The 17269-nt window shown below is 36.9% G+C and carries 14 protein-coding genes and 2 tRNA genes; 15 read left to right on the top strand and 1 reads right to left on the bottom strand.

Translation table 11 applies throughout. The features are described 5' to 3' along the window. Positions 1-30 precede the first annotated feature (30 nt). The gene (nagE, locus tag AAG186_RS07155; RefSeq protein ID WP_342621504.1) at positions 31-1467 is read right to left on the bottom strand and encodes an N-acetylglucosamine-specific PTS transporter subunit IIBC; all 1437 of its coding nucleotides are present in this window, start codon (positions 1465-1467) and stop codon (positions 31-33) included. Between the two features lie 462 nt (positions 1468-1929). Here nagE and AAG186_RS07150 point away from each other — a divergent pair, with 462 nt between their 5' ends. From AAG186_RS07150 to AAG186_RS07080, 15 genes are all read left to right on the top strand, one after another. Next, on the top strand, positions 1930-4632 hold the full coding sequence (locus tag AAG186_RS07150) for a sigma 54-interacting transcriptional regulator (protein WP_161637445.1): 2703 nt from the start codon (positions 1930-1932) through the stop codon (positions 4630-4632). Continuing rightward, entirely contained in the window at positions 4629-5441 is an 813-nt protein-coding gene (locus AAG186_RS07145; RefSeq protein ID WP_161637444.1) for a sugar phosphate isomerase/epimerase family protein, read from the top strand. Before AAG186_RS07150 ends, AAG186_RS07145 begins: the two co-directional genes overlap by 4 nt. Next, on the top strand, positions 5442-5855 hold the full coding sequence (locus AAG186_RS07140; protein ID WP_275164036.1) for a PTS fructose transporter subunit IIA: 414 nt from the start codon (positions 5442-5444) through the stop codon (positions 5853-5855). A 9-nt stretch (positions 5856-5864) separates the two neighbouring features. Further along, the gene (locus tag AAG186_RS07135) at positions 5865-6329 is read left to right on the top strand and encodes a PTS sugar transporter subunit IIB (protein ID WP_003774783.1); all 465 of its coding nucleotides are present in this window, start codon (positions 5865-5867) and stop codon (positions 6327-6329) included. 15 nt (positions 6330-6344) lie between these two features. Next, positions 6345-7115, top strand: a complete 771-nt coding sequence (locus AAG186_RS07130; protein ID WP_123171105.1) for a PTS sugar transporter subunit IIC — start codon at positions 6345-6347, stop codon at positions 7113-7115. Beyond that, positions 7099-7926 carry a PTS system mannose/fructose/sorbose family transporter subunit IID gene (locus AAG186_RS07125; RefSeq protein WP_003774787.1) on the top strand — a complete coding sequence of 276 codons (828 nt, stop codon included), beginning with the start codon at positions 7099-7101 and terminating at the stop codon, positions 7924-7926. The genes AAG186_RS07130 and AAG186_RS07125 overlap by 17 nt, the downstream gene beginning before the upstream one ends. Positions 7927-7935: 9 nt before the next feature. Then, the gene (locus tag AAG186_RS07120; protein WP_342621502.1) at positions 7936-8931 is read left to right on the top strand and encodes an SIS domain-containing protein; all 996 of its coding nucleotides are present in this window, start codon (positions 7936-7938) and stop codon (positions 8929-8931) included. 96 nt (positions 8932-9027) lie between these two features. Beyond that, a tRNA-Val gene (locus AAG186_RS07115) sits at positions 9028-9103 on the top strand. 109 nt (positions 9104-9212) lie between these two features. Continuing rightward, positions 9213-10145: an alpha/beta hydrolase gene (locus tag AAG186_RS07110; RefSeq protein ID WP_342621501.1), complete on the top strand. Its 933-nt coding sequence runs from the start codon at positions 9213-9215 to the stop codon at positions 10143-10145. A gap of 67 nt (positions 10146-10212) precedes the next feature. After that, positions 10213-10288 (top strand) — tRNA-Arg (locus AAG186_RS07105). Positions 10289-10460: 172 nt separating this feature from the next. Beyond that, a complete protein-coding gene (locus tag AAG186_RS07100) occupies positions 10461-12602 on the top strand; it encodes a bacteriocin transporter (protein WP_342621500.1) in 2142 nt (713 codons plus the stop codon). Continuing rightward, positions 12603-13295 (top strand): ATP-binding cassette domain-containing protein, encoded by a 693-nt coding sequence (locus AAG186_RS07095; RefSeq protein WP_125164087.1) that lies wholly within the window; start codon positions 12603-12605, stop codon positions 13293-13295. A gap of 228 nt (positions 13296-13523) precedes the next feature. Further along, on the top strand, positions 13524-14561 hold the full coding sequence (locus tag AAG186_RS07090) for a hypothetical protein (protein ID WP_200542843.1): 1038 nt from the start codon (positions 13524-13526) through the stop codon (positions 14559-14561). Continuing rightward, positions 14542-15396, top strand: coding sequence for an ATP-binding cassette domain-containing protein (locus AAG186_RS07085; protein ID WP_342621499.1), 855 nt, complete (start codon positions 14542-14544; stop codon positions 15394-15396). Before AAG186_RS07090 ends, AAG186_RS07085 begins: the two co-directional genes overlap by 20 nt. Positions 15397-15488: 92 nt before the next feature. After that, positions 15489-17243 carry a lantibiotic ABC transporter permease gene (locus tag AAG186_RS07080; RefSeq protein WP_342621498.1) on the top strand — a complete coding sequence of 585 codons (1755 nt, stop codon included), beginning with the start codon at positions 15489-15491 and terminating at the stop codon, positions 17241-17243. Positions 17244-17269 lie beyond the last annotated feature (26 nt).

Below are 17269 nucleotides of genomic sequence, written 5' to 3'. Positions count from 1 at the left end.
TTTTTATAGAGTAGGATAATACGTATACGATTATTTGATTAAATTTTTGAATTCATCGGCTACGAACTGAACGTTTGTACCAACGATAACTTGGAGACTGCTTCCACCGGGTCTTACAATACCAGCAGCACCAGTTCCTTTGATGGCTTTCTCATCAACGTTTCCTGTGTCAAAGAGTTCAAGACGTAAGCGTGTTGTACAGTAGTCAACGCTCTTAACGTTCTCTTTACCACCAAGTGCATTAAGAATAACTTCAGCTTGGTGTGCAAATTTACTGTCGGTTGAAGCAAGCACTGAATCATCAAGTAGGACTTCTTCACGACCTGGTGTTTTAATATTAAACTTAACAATTAAGAAGCGGAAGAGTACATAATAAATTGCGAAGTATGCAATTCCAAATACAACGATCATATAAGGCTTGTTTGCAAGTGGTAGACGTGAGCTTAAGAATAAGTCAACAAATCCAGCACTGAATCCAAATCCTGCCGTCCATCCAAAGGATGAAACAATAAATAATGAAAGTCCCGTAAGGATTGCATGTACTAAGTATAATGCAGGCGCAACAAACATAAATGAGAATTCAATTGGTTCTGTTACCCCTGTAAAGAATGCTGAGAAACCTGCTGCAAGCATAAGTGATCCCACAACTTTTTTATTTTCAGGTTTTGCCGATTGATACATTGCAAGACCAGCACCACAGAGTCCAAACATCATAACTGGGAAGAAACCAGCTTGATACATTCCGGTAATTCCTTTAACACCGGTACCACCCCAGAAGTTTCCAATGTCATTAATACCAATTGTATCAAACCAGAATACTGAGTTTAAAGCGTGGTGTAATCCTGTAGGGATTAAGAGACGGTTGAAGAAACCGAATAAACCCGCTCCAAGAGGACCCATGGATGAAATTGCGGTACCAAAGGATACAAGACCACCATAAACGATTGGCCAAATATATAGTAAAGCAATTGAGATTGGCATCATCACAACTGCAGTCATGATTGGCGCCAAGCGTTTACCACTAAAGAATGCGAGTGCGGTTGGGAGTTCTGTTTTGGAGAATTTGTTGTACATTAACGCTCCAACAACCCCAGAAATAATACCGATAAAGGCATTATCAATTTTTCCAAATGCAGCATTAACGGCTTCAGGTGCAATACCTTTTAAGTTTGCTACAGATCCTACAGATAGTAATGTGGTAATCATTAAGAAACCAACAAGACCACTTAAGGAAGCAGCACCATCTTTATCATTTGATAATCCATAAGCAATCCCTACCGCAAAGATAATTGGTAGTTTTTCAATGATTGCTTTACCCGATCCAATTAAGAAAGCGGCAAGAACACTGTTAGCTCCCCATCCAACAGGGTCAATCCAATAACCAATACCCATTAATAAACTTGCAGCCGGTAATACCGCTACTGGAAGCATTAAGGCACGGCCTAATTTCTGTAAATGTTTCATCATATATGTCACTTCTCCTTTTCTATATGATTTAGAAATTGTTGCGTGAAGATATAAAAAGACCTACAAAAATAGCGTATCGCCATATTTGTAGGTCTTGCCTTCTTCAGTAACAATCCTATCTTACAAGCACATATTAGCACGAGGTGTAACCGCTGTCAATAAAAAGTGAAAGAAATGTGTGTCTTTATGTGATAAGTGGTAAATGAGGATATGATGAGACATTTATGGAATCCGTCGATTTAAATTCGGCGTGTGGTACTCTAAGGTTATCAACGCATATTTCGACACTATCCCCACAATATCGGTTATTACCGACAAATAAGTGTCGAACCATGCGTTCAGTGTTAGAACATCATGGATTTTAAGTGTTTTTGTCGAAGAATGATGAAACTAAAGACGAAATCTCATCCCCTTCGTACAATAGAGACAGTTAAAGTCACCATTGAAAAAGAAGGAGTATCTATGAATACAAAAGAACAAATTTATCAGTATCTTGTTTTCGAAACACAAATTCTACTCGATCATGACTTTTCCTTACTCACAACCGCAGTGATTTCAGAATCGTTACACTTAAGCCGTTCCTTAGTATCGCAATACTTAAATGAATTGTTTCAGGAAGGGCTCTTAATTAAGGTATCGTCACGACCGGTGTATTACTTTGATAAACACGAATTTGAGAAGCGCTATCGTGTTCAAAATGTATCGCGTGAGTATTTAAGTGTTAAAGCGCTCATGGATGAAATACAGAGTTCGGAAGGGTATGATTCCTTCCAAGATTTAATTGGTTTTGATGGATCATTAAGTCACATCGTTCAACAAATTAAGTCAGCCCTGCTTTATCCAGGCCGTGGATTGCCGATTGTATTGTTTGGAAAACGCGGAAGTGGTAAGACGTATTTATCGCGTATGATTCATAAATTTTGTGTGGAACATGACTTAATTCAAACAGGACAAAGCGTTTACCATCTAAAATTTATTGATCCGCAATGTGATTATGAACGCCTGCTTTTTGGGGATGAAACACAAAGTGGTTTGTTGGAACAAAAAGAAATTGGTGTGCTCTATCTTGAACATGCAGATCGAATGCGTCCAGACATCCAATACCAAGTGTCCAATGTCATTAAAGATGGCTATTACACCAAAAACCACAAGGTTGTGAAGGTTCATTGTCGATTGGTTTTTGGAACCTCTTATAATCCGGAAGATGCCTTTGATTATTCGTTACTTCAAAGTCTTCCAATTATATGTAAGATTCCGCACTTTGATCAACGTGGAACTCAGGAAAAGGAACACTTCATCCTGAAATTCTTTAAGCAAGAACAACAAAAACTCGGCTTAAAAATATTTATTTCATACAAGCTGTTAGAAGCATTGCTTCAACTCAAATTTGATGAAGACATTCATGAGTTAAAAAAATGCATCACGCGCATCTGCGCAACAGCCCTGGAATCAGCGCAACAAGGTGTCATGCATTGTCACTTATATCATTTACCAGAAGATAAATTGAACTACAGCATCTCAAATGAACAAGATATGAAGCAGCTTATTGAAATTGATACGTATGTCATTCATGAATCAACGGATAAGATCGTGCATTTATTTAAAAATATCTTAAAAGCGTTTAACGGTTTCCAAAGCAATCAGCTATCGTATCGTGAGATGTTAGCACAAGATTTTGAGTCCATGCGTAATTATTATGATTTGATGATTTTTGATCAATCGTATAGCCTTCAAAAAGTATATGGACTTGAGAAAATTATTGATGATGTGCTTGAAGATGTGAAACAAAAAAACAAAATCAACATTCCCAGCAATTGCAGTTTTGTCTTATCACGGGTTTTGTTGTCAACATCACATGAAAAAATAAAACTTGATCGATGGACGTATAAACATCGTAACGATATCAATGCTTTATTAGAGTTCTTAAAAGAAGAAATGTATGACATTTTCATGATTTCAAATGAGATTTCAAAGATGGTATACCAAGCTTTAGAGTTAAAGCTTAATGATTTCAATCTAATCTTTCTAATCCTAAATATTTATTTCTATAACGACAACATTAAACACAAAGATACGGCAGCCGTGATTGTATCACATGGATACTCGACGGCAAGCAGTATTGCGGATGCTGCCAATCAATTGTTAGAGGAACATATCTTTGATGCCTTTGATATGCCACTGGATAGTAGCAGTGAAGAAATCATTATGAAGGTGAATGACTATATCGCCTTAAATCCGTATTATAAGAATTTGATTTTACTGGTCGATATGGGATCGTTGGAATTAATTGGTGATCGCATTCTTAAAGATTTAAATGTTGGTGTCATTAATAACAGTTCAACGGCAATTGCCTTGCATATTGGTTCAATGGTTCGTCAAGAATATCCACTGGAAGAAATCTTAGCGAAAGCTTCGAAACAAGCCGTAACCAAGTATAAAATCTTGAATCGTGCAGAGAAAACAAAAGCCATGGTCTTTGTAAGTGATGCAGGGGTATCCGTTGCAGATCGGATGGTCAACCTCTTTAAACAGTCCTTGCCTAAATCCATTGATCTTCGTTTTATTCGGTATGACTTTAAAGAATTATTAACAAATGGTTTAAAGGATCCTTTATTTGATAAGTTTGAAGTGATGTTGATGGTGAAACCACACTCATTACCGCTGGATTCGATTCGCAGTGTAAGTTTGGAGGATATTGTCAGTTTTAAAGATATTTCCATTGTGGATAAGGCCTTGGAAGATTATCTGGATGCAGATGAGATTGAGGTGTTTAACCGGAATCTACTTAAAAACTTTTCACTTCAAAATGTGATGCAGAATCTAACCATTTTAAATGCAAACAAACTTTTGAACTTTGTCAGTGATTCCACATCTCATTTAGAACGCAAGATGCAAAAGACATTCCAAAGTAAGACGATTGTCGGTATTTATATTCATGTCTGCTTTTTGATCGAACGTCTGGTAACTAAAACAGCTATTGACGACTATAAGGACGTGAAACGCTTTGAACATGACCACCAAGCCTTTATTCGTGATGTGAATGATAGTTTTGGCCCTATGCTCGAACATTATAATGTCATGTTGCCGGTATCAGAGATTGCACTCCTTTATGACTATATTGAAAATGATAAAAATCGAGAGCATGGAGAGGATGATTCATTTTGAAACTATCAGCAATGAACAGTCACTATCGATATTATAGTTTGAATACATTTTTTAAAACCATTTCAAGTCTAGGCTTTGATGCATGTGAGATATGGACCAGTCCACATCACTTCTTTGTGGATTACCAACAGTATGATGATCCTTTTGCACTTAAAACCCATGCAGAGCATTTTGGGTTAGAGATTATCGCAATCTGTCCAGAACAGACAAATCCAAAGCCCCATAACATGGCGACAGGATCTCTTGAACAACAAAATCGTGTGTATGCTTACTTCCGTAATATGATTGATATTGCGCATACAGTCGGTGCGAAACTGGTGGTAGTAACAAGTGGTTGGGCATTTTATGACGAACCCCTAGAAGCAGCCTATCAGCGCAGTGTCGCAATGATGCGAAGATTGTGTATATATGCGCAAGAGAAAGGAATTCTTCTTGCCATTGAGGCATTACAGCCTTATGAATCACGCTTGGTGAATACCGTTCAAGATTTGAAAGCATATCAAGATGCTGTGGCGTGTGAAAACTTAAAAATTTGTCTGGACCTTGGGGCAATGACCCAGGCTGAAGAAACAATTGATGATTACTTTAATGTTTTTAAAGAAGATATTGTTCATGTGCATTTTGTGGATTCAGGACATTGTGCATGGGGGGATGGACAACGAAACATGCAGGAAGATCTTACAAAATTTAATCAATATAAGTATCAAGGTTATTACTCGCTGGAAACAGCCAAACAATGTTATGAAACAAAACCAGGTGATGCGGATTTACAAAGTTTAACGAAATATAAAGAACAGGGAGGGATCTAAATGAAACACTATATTATCGCAAGTCATAAACACCTGGCCGAAGGATTCTACAGTGCCGTCAAAGCCATTGTCGGAGATGTGGATTCCGTTCATATTATTTCCGCCTACGTTGATCATCATGATCTCACACAAGAAATTATGATGTGCTTCGAGGGAATCCCTCTTGAAGATGATTTGGTGGTCATGACGGATATTTATGGCGGAAGTGTCAATACAGAGTTTATGAAGTTATTGGGCAGCCGTGATTTCCATCTCATTGCCGGCGTTAACCTAGCGCTTATTATTTCAATCATGGTTGAAATTCAAGGCCCCATAACGCGTGAAGAACTTATAGAAAAGATCGAAGCGTGTCGTATGTCATTACGATATTGTAATGACGATCTTGTTGGAATGGATGTCGAAGAAGAATTTTAGGAGGAACTTATGATTGTATTATGTCGTGTTGACCATCGTCTCTTACATGGACAAGTTGCATTCTCTTGGACCAATGCCCTTGGTGCAGACTGTATCTTGATTGCAGATGATGATGTCGTTTCCGATGATATTTGGAAGACCACATTGAAACTGGCAAAACCAGCCAATGTTAAGTTAGTCATAAAGAATGTTGAAGATGCAATAAACGCATTAAACAGTGGCGTTACAGATAAGTATCAGCTGTTAATTGTCGTACGGACCATTGACGTTGCGTATAAGCTGGCGCAAGCATGTCCACAGATTCAATCCATTAACCTTGGTGGAACGAAAAAAGAAGGTGATGATGAACAAATCAGTAAAGCCATCTTTGTTAGTGAAACCGATAAGAAATTGTTGAAGGAATTAATGGATGCTGGAAAAGAAGTAGAAATACGGATGTTATCCAGCGACTCAAAGCAGGTAGTAAAACTATAAAAGGAGGAAGAATTCATGTTACAAGCAATATTGATTGGTTTAGTAGCGGCATTGGGTGTCTTCGGGGATCAACTGGGATCACTGTATATTAATCGCCCAATTATTCTTGGACCCATTGTTGGACTTATCTTAGGAGATGTTCAACAAGGTGTTATTATTGGTGCTACTTTAGAATTATTCTTTATGGGGGCCGTGTCAATTGGTGCCTATATTCCACCGGATGTAATTGTTGGTGGGACATTGGCTACAGCGTTTGCAATCTCGATGGGATCTGGAACCGAAGCAGCGATTGCGCTTGCTATGCCACTTGCATTAATCTCACTTGCAATTGGAAATATCTTTAACGTTGTCAATTCCTTTATCCTACGCATTGCTGATAAATCGGCAGAGGCAGGTAGTGTTGGTGGTATTAAAACAGCACACTGGAGTATTGGGATGATTACAGTGGTCCGTCGTTTCTTGTTAGTATGCCTAGGATTTTACTTCGGTGCTGAAGCAATGTCTAATGTTATTGCAGCAATACCAGAACAAATTATTGCCGGTATGGATGCAGCTGCGGGACTTCTTCCTGCGCTTGGATTTGCGATGTTAATGCGTATGATTTTAAACAAGAAACTTGTACCATTTTATTTCTTAGGATTTGTTTTATCTGCTTATCTCAATGTACCGGTATTAGGGATTGCGATTATCGGTGTCATTATTGTAATTGAAAAATTTGACTTCTTAGGGGGCTTTAGACAAGCACCGGCAGGATTAAATGTGGAGGACGATGATGATGACTTCTAACAACAGTGTAATTACCAAACAAGACATTACCAAGATGGCCTTCAATGCTGGAAGTTTAGGCATGGAGTTTTCTTGGAACTATGAACGTCAGATGCATCTTGCATTTGGCATGATGATGGATCCAACCCTTAAAAAAATTTATAAGGATGATCAAGAAGGGTATGCGGAAGCGTTACAACGTCATATTGAATTCTTTAATATTACACCCCAATTAGCACCATTTGTTGGTGGTATTGTGTGCTCGATGGAAGAGAAACATAAAGATGGAGAGGTCGATGCAACGGCGATTAGTGCGATTAAAACGGCGTTAATGGGACCCTTATCTGGAATTGGAGACTCGATCTTTGTAGGGTGTATTCGAGTTATTGCATTAGGTGTTGGTTTATCACTTGCGATGAGTGGGAATATCCTTGGACCCATCGCTTACTTTTTAATCTATAACATTCCTGCTTTCTTAGCACGTTATTTTGGAGCTCATCTCGGTTACAATATTGGTTTTAATTATCTTGAGAAAATGCAACAAAGTGGTGTGATGGATAAAGTTCTTGCGGCAGCAGGTATCTTAGGGATCATGGTTATTGGTGGTATGTCGAAAGAAATGGTTTATACAGGATTGGCCTTACAAATTGGTACCGGAGAAACGGCACAACCCTTCCAAGAAATATTGGATGGTATTATGCCAGGACTTGTCGGTCTAGGAACAACATGGCTTTATTATTGGTTACTTAAGAAAAAAGTAAATCCCCTTATTCTTATTGTTGGGACGATGGTAGTAGGTATTGCTGGTGTTTATTTAGGAATCTTTGGATAGGAGAAACGTATGTTAAAATTTGATAAAGAAAAGCAATTAGCGAGTTTTAAAGGGGGATTAGCCCTTCGACCTGAAATTGAAAAGGTTGCCGATGCAATTCATGATAAAGGTTATAACGGTATTTATTTTGTAGGGATTGGAGGAACTTATGCTTCTGCACTCCAAGTTGCTCATCACGTAAAAGAGATGAGTACACTGCCAATTTATGTGGAACATGCAGCGGAATACTTAGTAACCGGGAATAAGAACATTACAAAAGATTCAATTATCGTTTATTCTTCTGTAACTGGGACAACACAAGAGGTTGTGGCCGCGGTTAAGGTTTTAAAAGAAGTTGGGTGTACGATTGTCGCATTCGTCGATGAACCCAATTCAATCCTTGCGGAATTGGGTGATTACACCATCTCTTACGGTCTGAATGAACAACTTAAGTTCTTTATGTTTATGGATCGTTTAATGCAACGTAAGGGTGATTTTGATGATTATGAAGAAATGTATCAAGAATTTGATCAATACTTACCTGAAGCACTTGTTGATGTGGAAATCAAAGCCGATGCATTTGGGGAAGCTTATGCGAAACGTCATCACGATGATGCCATGCATTACTTTGTGGGTGCAGGGAATCAATGGGGTGCAACGTATTCCTATGCAATGTGTTATTGGGAAGAACAACATTGGCTTCCTACAAAATCAATTACAGCACCTGAATTCTTCCATGGTATGTTTGAGATTGTAGAACGCGACACCCCTGTAACGATCTTCGTAGGAGAAGATACATCTCGTCCATTATCAACACGTGTTGTCGATTTTATTCCGCGTATATGCGCAAACTATGAAGTCATTGATAGTAAAGATTATGAACTGAAAGGGATCAGTGAAAAATATCGCGGTCACATTTGTCATCTTGTAATGATGGCGGTTAACCGTCGTATTGATGCTCATATTGAGAAAATAAACTGTCATCCTACAGAAATTCGTCGTTATTACCGACAATTGGATTATTAAGCGAAAACCCACTTTAAACAAGTGGGTTTTCTTTCTTAAATTTTCAGTTCAAACGCATTGTTATTCGCTTATACATATGTTAGACTTATCTTCCATGGAGGTTTAGCTCAGTTGGGAGAGCATCTGCCTTACAAGCAGAGGGTCAGCGGTTCGAGCCCGTTAACCTCCACCATTTTTATTCTGGATCACCCACGACGAGGGTGGTTTTTTTATGCATTTACAAACTTAATAATCTATGTTATTCTTTTATTGCTTTGAATATCAAAGTATATGAGGTGACAATGAAACATTTAAAAAAATTAATAATCGTTGCGGGTATATTGGTGGTGCTACTTGGTTTTGCGGGTGGGTACTTCTTTAAACTTGCATTGATTCCGGGGGAGAAAGATTTTATAGACGCGGATGTGAAAGCTATATGGAAGCCCGATCAAGAATGGTTAAAATCGGTGAATAAAACGTCTCAAGAACTTGTCAGTGATTCCGGTTTGAAACTTAAAGCGTGGTATGTTCCTGCGAAAACAGAAACGAAAGATACAATATTAGTTGCACACGGTTATGGCAATAACAAAGACCGTGTGGGTCATTATATCCGACTGTTCCATGAGATGGGATTTAATGTGCTCGCACCGGATGCACGATCACATGGTGAAAGCGAGGGAAACCTTATTGGATTTGGTTGGCCAGAGCGATTTGATATTGAAGCTTGGGTCCAAAAAATCATAAATCAAAATGGTGAAGATTCTCGAATCGCATTATTTGGTCTTAGTATGGGAGCATCCACGGTAATGATGGCAAGTGGTCTTGATCTCCCAGACAATGTCATGGCGGTTATTGAAGATTGCGGTTATACCAGTGTTGCAGATCAACTGTCTTATAAACTCAAAGATATGTATAATCTACCCGCCTTTCCAATGATTCCAATTACAAGTATGATTACGCAAGTCAAAGCAGGCTTTAATTTCTATGAAGCATCTGCAGTCGAGTCTTTAAAACGAAGCACGTTGCCTACGTTATTTATTCATGGGGATGCAGATGACTTTGTACCTTATGAGATGTTGGATACCTTATACCAAGCGCATCCTGGTCCCAAAGAAAAGATCGTAATAAAAGGTGCAAATCATGCAGAGAGTTATGAAAAAGATCCTGTATATTACAAAAAATCCATTGAGTCATTTCTGACTCGTTATTTAACTCAAACACCAAATAATTCTTAACCTTAAAGAATGAAATACGGTCTTTTTAAAATATCAATTCTATGGTATTATATCCATGCATTGATATGCGTCCGTGGCGCAAGGGATAGCGCGTTTGATTCCGGTTCAAAAGGTTGCAGGTTCGATTCCTGTCGGGCGTGCCAATTTATAATTAATTAAGAGTCTCAAGATATTATCCTGAGACTTTTTTCTTTCGTTGAAATCATTAGGTTCTTCAGCTTTAGAGGGATTAATCTACACATAACTATAATATGAATAGGTGTGCGTTTATGGTACATTTAAGGAAAGGGGGGCCTTCTTATCAAAAAAATAAATATGGTTTTTACGATATTGTTAGCAATCTTAATTACTACAAGCAGTTTTCAAGTATTCAATTATGAGTACCAGGTAGAACTTGGGGTTTTAGGTGCGGACCAAATTCATAAAGAGCATTTAAAACCTTACTATATTAATATTACTCCGAGTGAAGTGAATCGTTCGATTGATGATTTGATCGAAGACGTTAGAACTTTTAGTGAAAGATACAAATATAATGTTGCGATTACAACTTCAGAGGATGACTATTCCAATCAAGAAAATGGCTACTTTTATTTTATAAGTGGTAATGAATCGGAACTCTTAAGCCACATTACTGTGAAAGAGGGGAGATTAAAGGAAAGTTTTTTTATTAATGATGATTGGGTTATATCTAATAATCAACTCAAAAAGCCAAGTTATTTAATTGATTATCTTGATCATCGTTTCTATGATTTTGATTCAACTTATAAAGATTCCATTTCAATCTATCCCTTGTCCAAAATAGAAGAATACTATCCATCAAGTGGTATTCAAACTTTAGTTACAATTTTTGTTGACGAATATTCAACACAGATACAAGAGATAATTTTTGATTATTTTCAAGTTTATAATTATATGAATGGACCTTCCGGATTTTTTGTATCTGAGTTAGGACAAATGAATAATGTAAGTGTGGATAGAGAATTACAGCCGGCTACGGTTGTTGCTGTTATCGGTGTTCTTATGTTAATGGTACTTACAGTACTTAAAAATGGTAAGGAAATCGGGATACGTTATTTGCAAGGACAGTCAACAATACAAATTATAAAAAAAATATTTTTAAAAGACATTATAGGTCTATCAATTCTATTCGTTTTTACGATTTTTTGTACAGCTTTTGTCATCTCGGATTCTTATGGAACGTTACTATTTAAGTTTTTAGTAAATCTGATTCCATTTGTTCTTATTTATGTTTTTAGTATCTTAGGGTGTTTGTTCATTACATATTTTTTGGTTGTTAAACGAACGTCTAATGAAATTTTAAAATCGAGTATGTCAATTGTACCGATCTATGTACTAACACTTATTTTGAAAGGTCTCTCCATAGTTATTCTTCTTATTCCTATTTTTACTCGAATTCAAAGCATTGAATACAAACAGGGGCATATAAATTCATTGACAGAAAATCCAATGGTTTTAAATTCTAAGCGCATTGCTTATGCATCAAAATCTCCTGTGGATAAAGATTATAAGGACTATGAGAAAGCTTTGTTTGAGCTTGTAAGTCAAAATGATATTGCATACGCAAACCATGATGCATATGATTTCTACCTCACCGTGCTAAAACATGATCAATACAAGAATATTGAATTATCAATGGATGAATATGTACCACCATCCGTTCACATTAACAATGCGTATTTAGATTATGTCAGTATCACTGACGAAACAAATCGAATGTTAAATCCTAAAATGTTATCAAAAGATAAAAATTACATCTTGGTTTCTAAGGAACGAGTTAATACTTATTATGATTACTTAGAGCCATATATGAGTAACTATGAAATTCTTTATATTCAACCAAATTCAACTTATGTATCCGCCAATAGAACGATATCCATTCCATCAGGGACCATAAATGATCCTATTTACTTTGTAGACAATGTTTACTCAAGAGGGATTGATAACTTTACTGTGAGCTTGTTATACAACGGAGAAACCAATAGCCTTACAAAGATCTTGGAACGTATGGATCAAGAATATGATGCGAGCTATAAAGTTGTGAAATCGCGAGATGTCTATGAATTAAGTATTTTTGAAATAAAAAATGATTATTTAGTTTGTTTACAATCGATTGGATTATATTTTTTAATACTTCTAATAATAAACTATACTTCAATTAAAATCTATGTTGATGGCTATAGCAAAGAAATTGCCGTTAGATATCTCAATGGGACGAATTATTACAATCGCTATGCAGTGCTCATTAATGGATCAGTCTTTTCAACAATTGCTGCTTTTACATATCTTTTCTACCAGGCTTCAGGAGACAAAGCAATTGCTGCGGTGTTATTAGGAATCTTAATCGCGACATTAATGTTGGAATGGATCACCATTAAGGCGAGCATAAGAAAATATGAATCGACGGAAGTGTCTACAATTTTAAAAGGAGATGACTAAATGGAATCAATTATAAAGTTAGAAGGGATTTCTAAACAGTTTAACGATATACCAATCTTAACTGAAATTAATCTAGAAATGCCATCTCATGAAGTTATTGTAATCTCAGGCCCATCAGGAAGTGGTAAAAGTACACTATTAAATATTATTGGACTCCTGGATACGCCAGACGAAGGCACAGTGACCTTGTTTGGAAAAGCAAATCCTAAACCGTTTTCTAAAGAAGCAACGGCATTATTACGCACAAAAATCGGTTATCTTTTTCAAAATTTTGCGCTCGTCGAGAACAAATCCGTCGAGTATAATTTAATGTTAGCTTTAGAGAACGTTAAGCTAAAGAACAAAAAAGAAAAGGTGAGTGAGGTCCTAAAAAAAGTAGGTCTCGATGGATTTAAAGATAAAATTGTTTATCAATGTTCCGGGGGAGAACAACAGCGTATCGCACTTGCACGAATCCTTTTAAAACCTTGTGAACTTGTCTTGTGTGACGAGCCGACAGGGAGTTTAGATGAGCGAAACAGAGATAAAATCATAGAATTATTGATGATGTTGAAGGATGAAGGGAAGACAGTGGTGATTGTTACTCATGATTCCTATCTTATGACACTGGCAGATACACACTTAGTCTTAGAAAGTAATGATGGTGAACCAGGTTTTTCAATCAATAAAAAATCCGGGACGATATCATTTTGAAGTGGCATGGAATCTTATAAGACCTTCAATTTAAAGTGATTAATAATAGTGTTCGTGAAAAAATCTCGAGATTTGAACTTGAGATTTTTTTTGTGGATATAAATCAAGAGTGAATCGGGTGGATGAATACGCTGTTTTTGACTACGTGTTAAAAATATTTAGATAGCGTTTACATTTTATGTGTGAATGCTATTATAGAGTTAGAAAGAACGTACCAAGGGGGGAACTATGTTCAAAATAAAAAAGCTTTTATGCGTGGGATTATTGCTTCCGTTATCTGGTTGTGGGACAACATTAGGTTCAGATTCAATTCAGATTCAGCCATTTGATTTATCAACGCCTTTAATCGAATCATCCATTGCTAAAACGGATCACGATGTGTATTTTGTCGAGAATGCATCGCTTTATTACTATAATATCAACCGACAAAAAGTAGCACGATTAACCGGGATGTCCTTTGCGGATGACCAAGAAGTTGAAAATGATCGGATATCCTATACACGCTACTTTGAGAGTTTTGTGCAAGATAGCGACTTAATTTATTATGGGGATTATCTTTATGGACTTTTCGCGCGAATGAGTGCCGATGGTGGAAGTGCTTATTCGCTTGGACGCTTGAATCGCAAAGGGGAAGCTTATGAAGAAGTTCTCCGCTTTGAAACCTTACCGCTTCGTTTTCGAATTGATTCAGGCTTCATCTATGTTCTTTTTGAAGATGAAGTAACCGGGGAATCCATTATTGAAGTTTATGACCATCATTTTAAACTAATTGAACGTAATCTGTATCCTGAATCCATACAGACATATCAATTCTTCATTGATAAAGGGCAATTGAGAATTCCAGAAGAACCGTTGACCGTTTATGAAGATGAGACCATGCGACTTTATTATGAGATCCATCGGACAACAGATGATTCAAACACTTCTTTAGAAAATGCTCGCGTGACGGCAGTTTTTTCAAAGGGTGATTACGAGATTAGACTTGATAATAAAATTATTATGTATGCAAATAAAGATTATTTCTATACTTCAAGTCTTGATGGCATACAAGCATATGAACAGTATGATCATAATGGAACGTTGATCAGTAGCGTAGTACCCGCTGAGACAATCACATCTCGCGGACCGGAGAGCGCGATGTTTACGCGTAGTGATTTTTCACTGATGTTACGCGTCGTGGATGATCGTTATGTTTTCGGGAAATCACAGGAAGCTCACTTTATATGCGATTTGGCGATGAAGGAGTGTGATTATCTTGTTAAATAGGTTGGAAGTAAGGAATTTAAATAAGGTTTATGGCGCTACGAAAGCTGTGAATAATCTTAGCTTTGATATGGAGAACGGGATTTATGGGCTTGTTGGGCATAATGGTGCAGGGAAGAGTACTTTAATTAAAATACTTGCAACCTTGATGAAAGCAGATTCGGGAACAGTATCTTTTAATGGAGAATTGATAAAAGATTACACCGTATTTCGAAGTCTTTTGGGTTATATGCCTCAAAATCAATCGTTACCTGCACAGATGACTGTCGAGCATTTTCTCTTCTATATCGCATCCCTAAAGGCGATTCCAAATGATTTAGCGAGATTGCGGATTGAAGATCTTTTGACGCGTTTTAATTTGGAAACAAAGAAACATCATAAATTAAGTTCTCTTTCCGGTGGGATGAAACAACGGGTCTTGCTTGCGCAAGCGATGTTGAATGACTCCGCAGTTTTAATCTTGGATGAACCAACCGCAGGTCTTGATCCTGTTGAACGGAGCAATCTAAGAAATGTAATCATGGAACTTTCTGGTGATAAAATTGTTTTGATTGCAACGCATATTATATCCGATATCGAATATATAGCCGATAAAATAATGCTTCTTCAAAAAGGAAATATCATTGAATTTGATACACCGGATAAACTTATTTTAAAGATGCGTGTCTTTGAATCCACGCTATCTTTTGAGGCGTATAAACGTTTCGCTCAAGAACATAAAATTATCAACAGCATTCGCATTGGGGAACAGGTAAGAATTCGCCACTTTAGTGATGACATTGAAGGGGTAAAGGTTAATCCAACAATCGAGGATCTTTACCTGTACGCACTATCATGATCCATCTTGAACTCAAAAATCTAAAAATGCGCATGAATTTTCGAATGCTCGTGGTGATTGTTTTAGCCTTTGTCTCTTTAAATAGGGTTTATTTGAAATCTACAAGTGCGTATGATGCACTTTATAAACATACCGACTTGTTCACAAATGATTCAGTAGATGATGCCACAATGTATTTTGAAGAACAGATTAAATACATATCAGGTTATCATGAAAACATTGATCAAGAGCTTCAAGAAATCAATGACAAACGTGAGACGGGCCTTTTTGAAGATCCCAAAGATGTTCATAAATTGAATAAGGAACATGATTTCTATGAGAAGCTCAAACTTGAACCCGTTGAATTTATAAACATCCAACGCCATGAACTAATTTTACGCAGTCCAACGCCTAAGATTGTGATGCTGCTCTTTGGTTTTTATTTACTCTCCTTACTTTTTGGAGAAGATCTTTTAGAAGGGACACTTGAGATTTATCAGCCAACACAAAGAGGTCTTTCAAAATTATTTCGTTCAAAAATGGTGGTACTAACGGGGTTACTCTTCGTTGTGATGGTCCTTCTAATATTATTTGATGGATTTAGATTGGGGTTTTCAAAGGCATCCATTCACAGCATTCCCTATTTCAAACATGTTTGGCTTATGGGAAGTGTGTTTCACTATTCAATGTTTAGGTATATCTCAATTTTTGTAGTGACCCTAATGCTTTTACTGTTAACTTTAATTTTTATGACCCTTACGCGAAATACACTTCTTACAGTAATCGCAGGATTAAGTGTTTTCTTTGCGCAAGGCATGCAATATGCAATGATTCCGATTCATTCAAAATATGGCTTCCTTAAGTTTTATAATATTTACTATATGGTTGTCCAAGATAAAGGCGATTTCCCTTATAATTTACTTCTTTTTAGTGTAGTTCTGACTGGAATTTTGGGCATTGTTTCATATGGGTGCTACGTAAAGCGTGGACCAATTCGTAAGCATAAGGGGGCGGGGATTCCGATTCGAAGTACACATCGAATTGTACATAGCATGTATCAACTTTGGATAAGTTCTTATGGGTTAATAATTCTTGTTTTTGTACTAATTTTTGGTATCTATAATATTAAAACCTTTTCGATCAGTACGACGTCAAATGAACAGTCTTATCAACTTTATAAACAAAATTATCTTGGCCCCATTGATGATTCAAGTATCATAAGACATAACCAAGCACTTGCGATAATTCAAGAAGCTGTAAGAGAAAAAGAAAAGATTCAAATAATGATTGACCAGGAACCCGAGCGCGCTCATGATCTCTACGTAGAGCATGATGCGGTATTTAAACGTGCCCATGAAATTTCAAATGCACTCCGATTTGATGAAGAACTGAAGCAGGCACAGATGTTGGGTGTTGATACCATGATTGATAATCGTGGTGCCTCACTCATCGTTATGAAGAACCAAGTCTTCTATCGTCTTATCTTTATGGGTGTATTATTGGTCCCAATGTTTTTCTTAGGCTATCAGCAATACCACCTTATCTATGATCGCCGTAATGAAGGGTTTATTCATGTAAGTAAAACGGGAATGAAAAACTATCGAAAGACCCATAGATATTCACTCTTGATTTATTCAATGATGATGAGTTTCACAATGATTGCGATGCATATTCTAAAAATTACCAAGGTCTTAAATGTAGATTTTTCAAATACAATGAAAGACCTCCTCATTACATCGATTCCGGTCACGTTAAAAACAAGCGTTGTTTTAGTGTGGGTTATGTTGACGCTCATGAGTTACGGTATCGGACGCATTGGAAATCTGATGTATTTAATCCAAAGGAATGTATTTAATGATAGCCTTTAAGTGATTTATAATCTTTTTAAAATTCA

It is taken from the genome of Erysipelothrix sp. P66, from assembly GCF_038682365.1.
Classification (GTDB): Bacteria; Bacillota_I; Bacilli_A; order Erysipelotrichales; family Erysipelotrichaceae; genus Erysipelothrix; species Erysipelothrix piscisicarius.
This window is presented reverse-complemented; position numbering and strand designations above follow the sequence as displayed.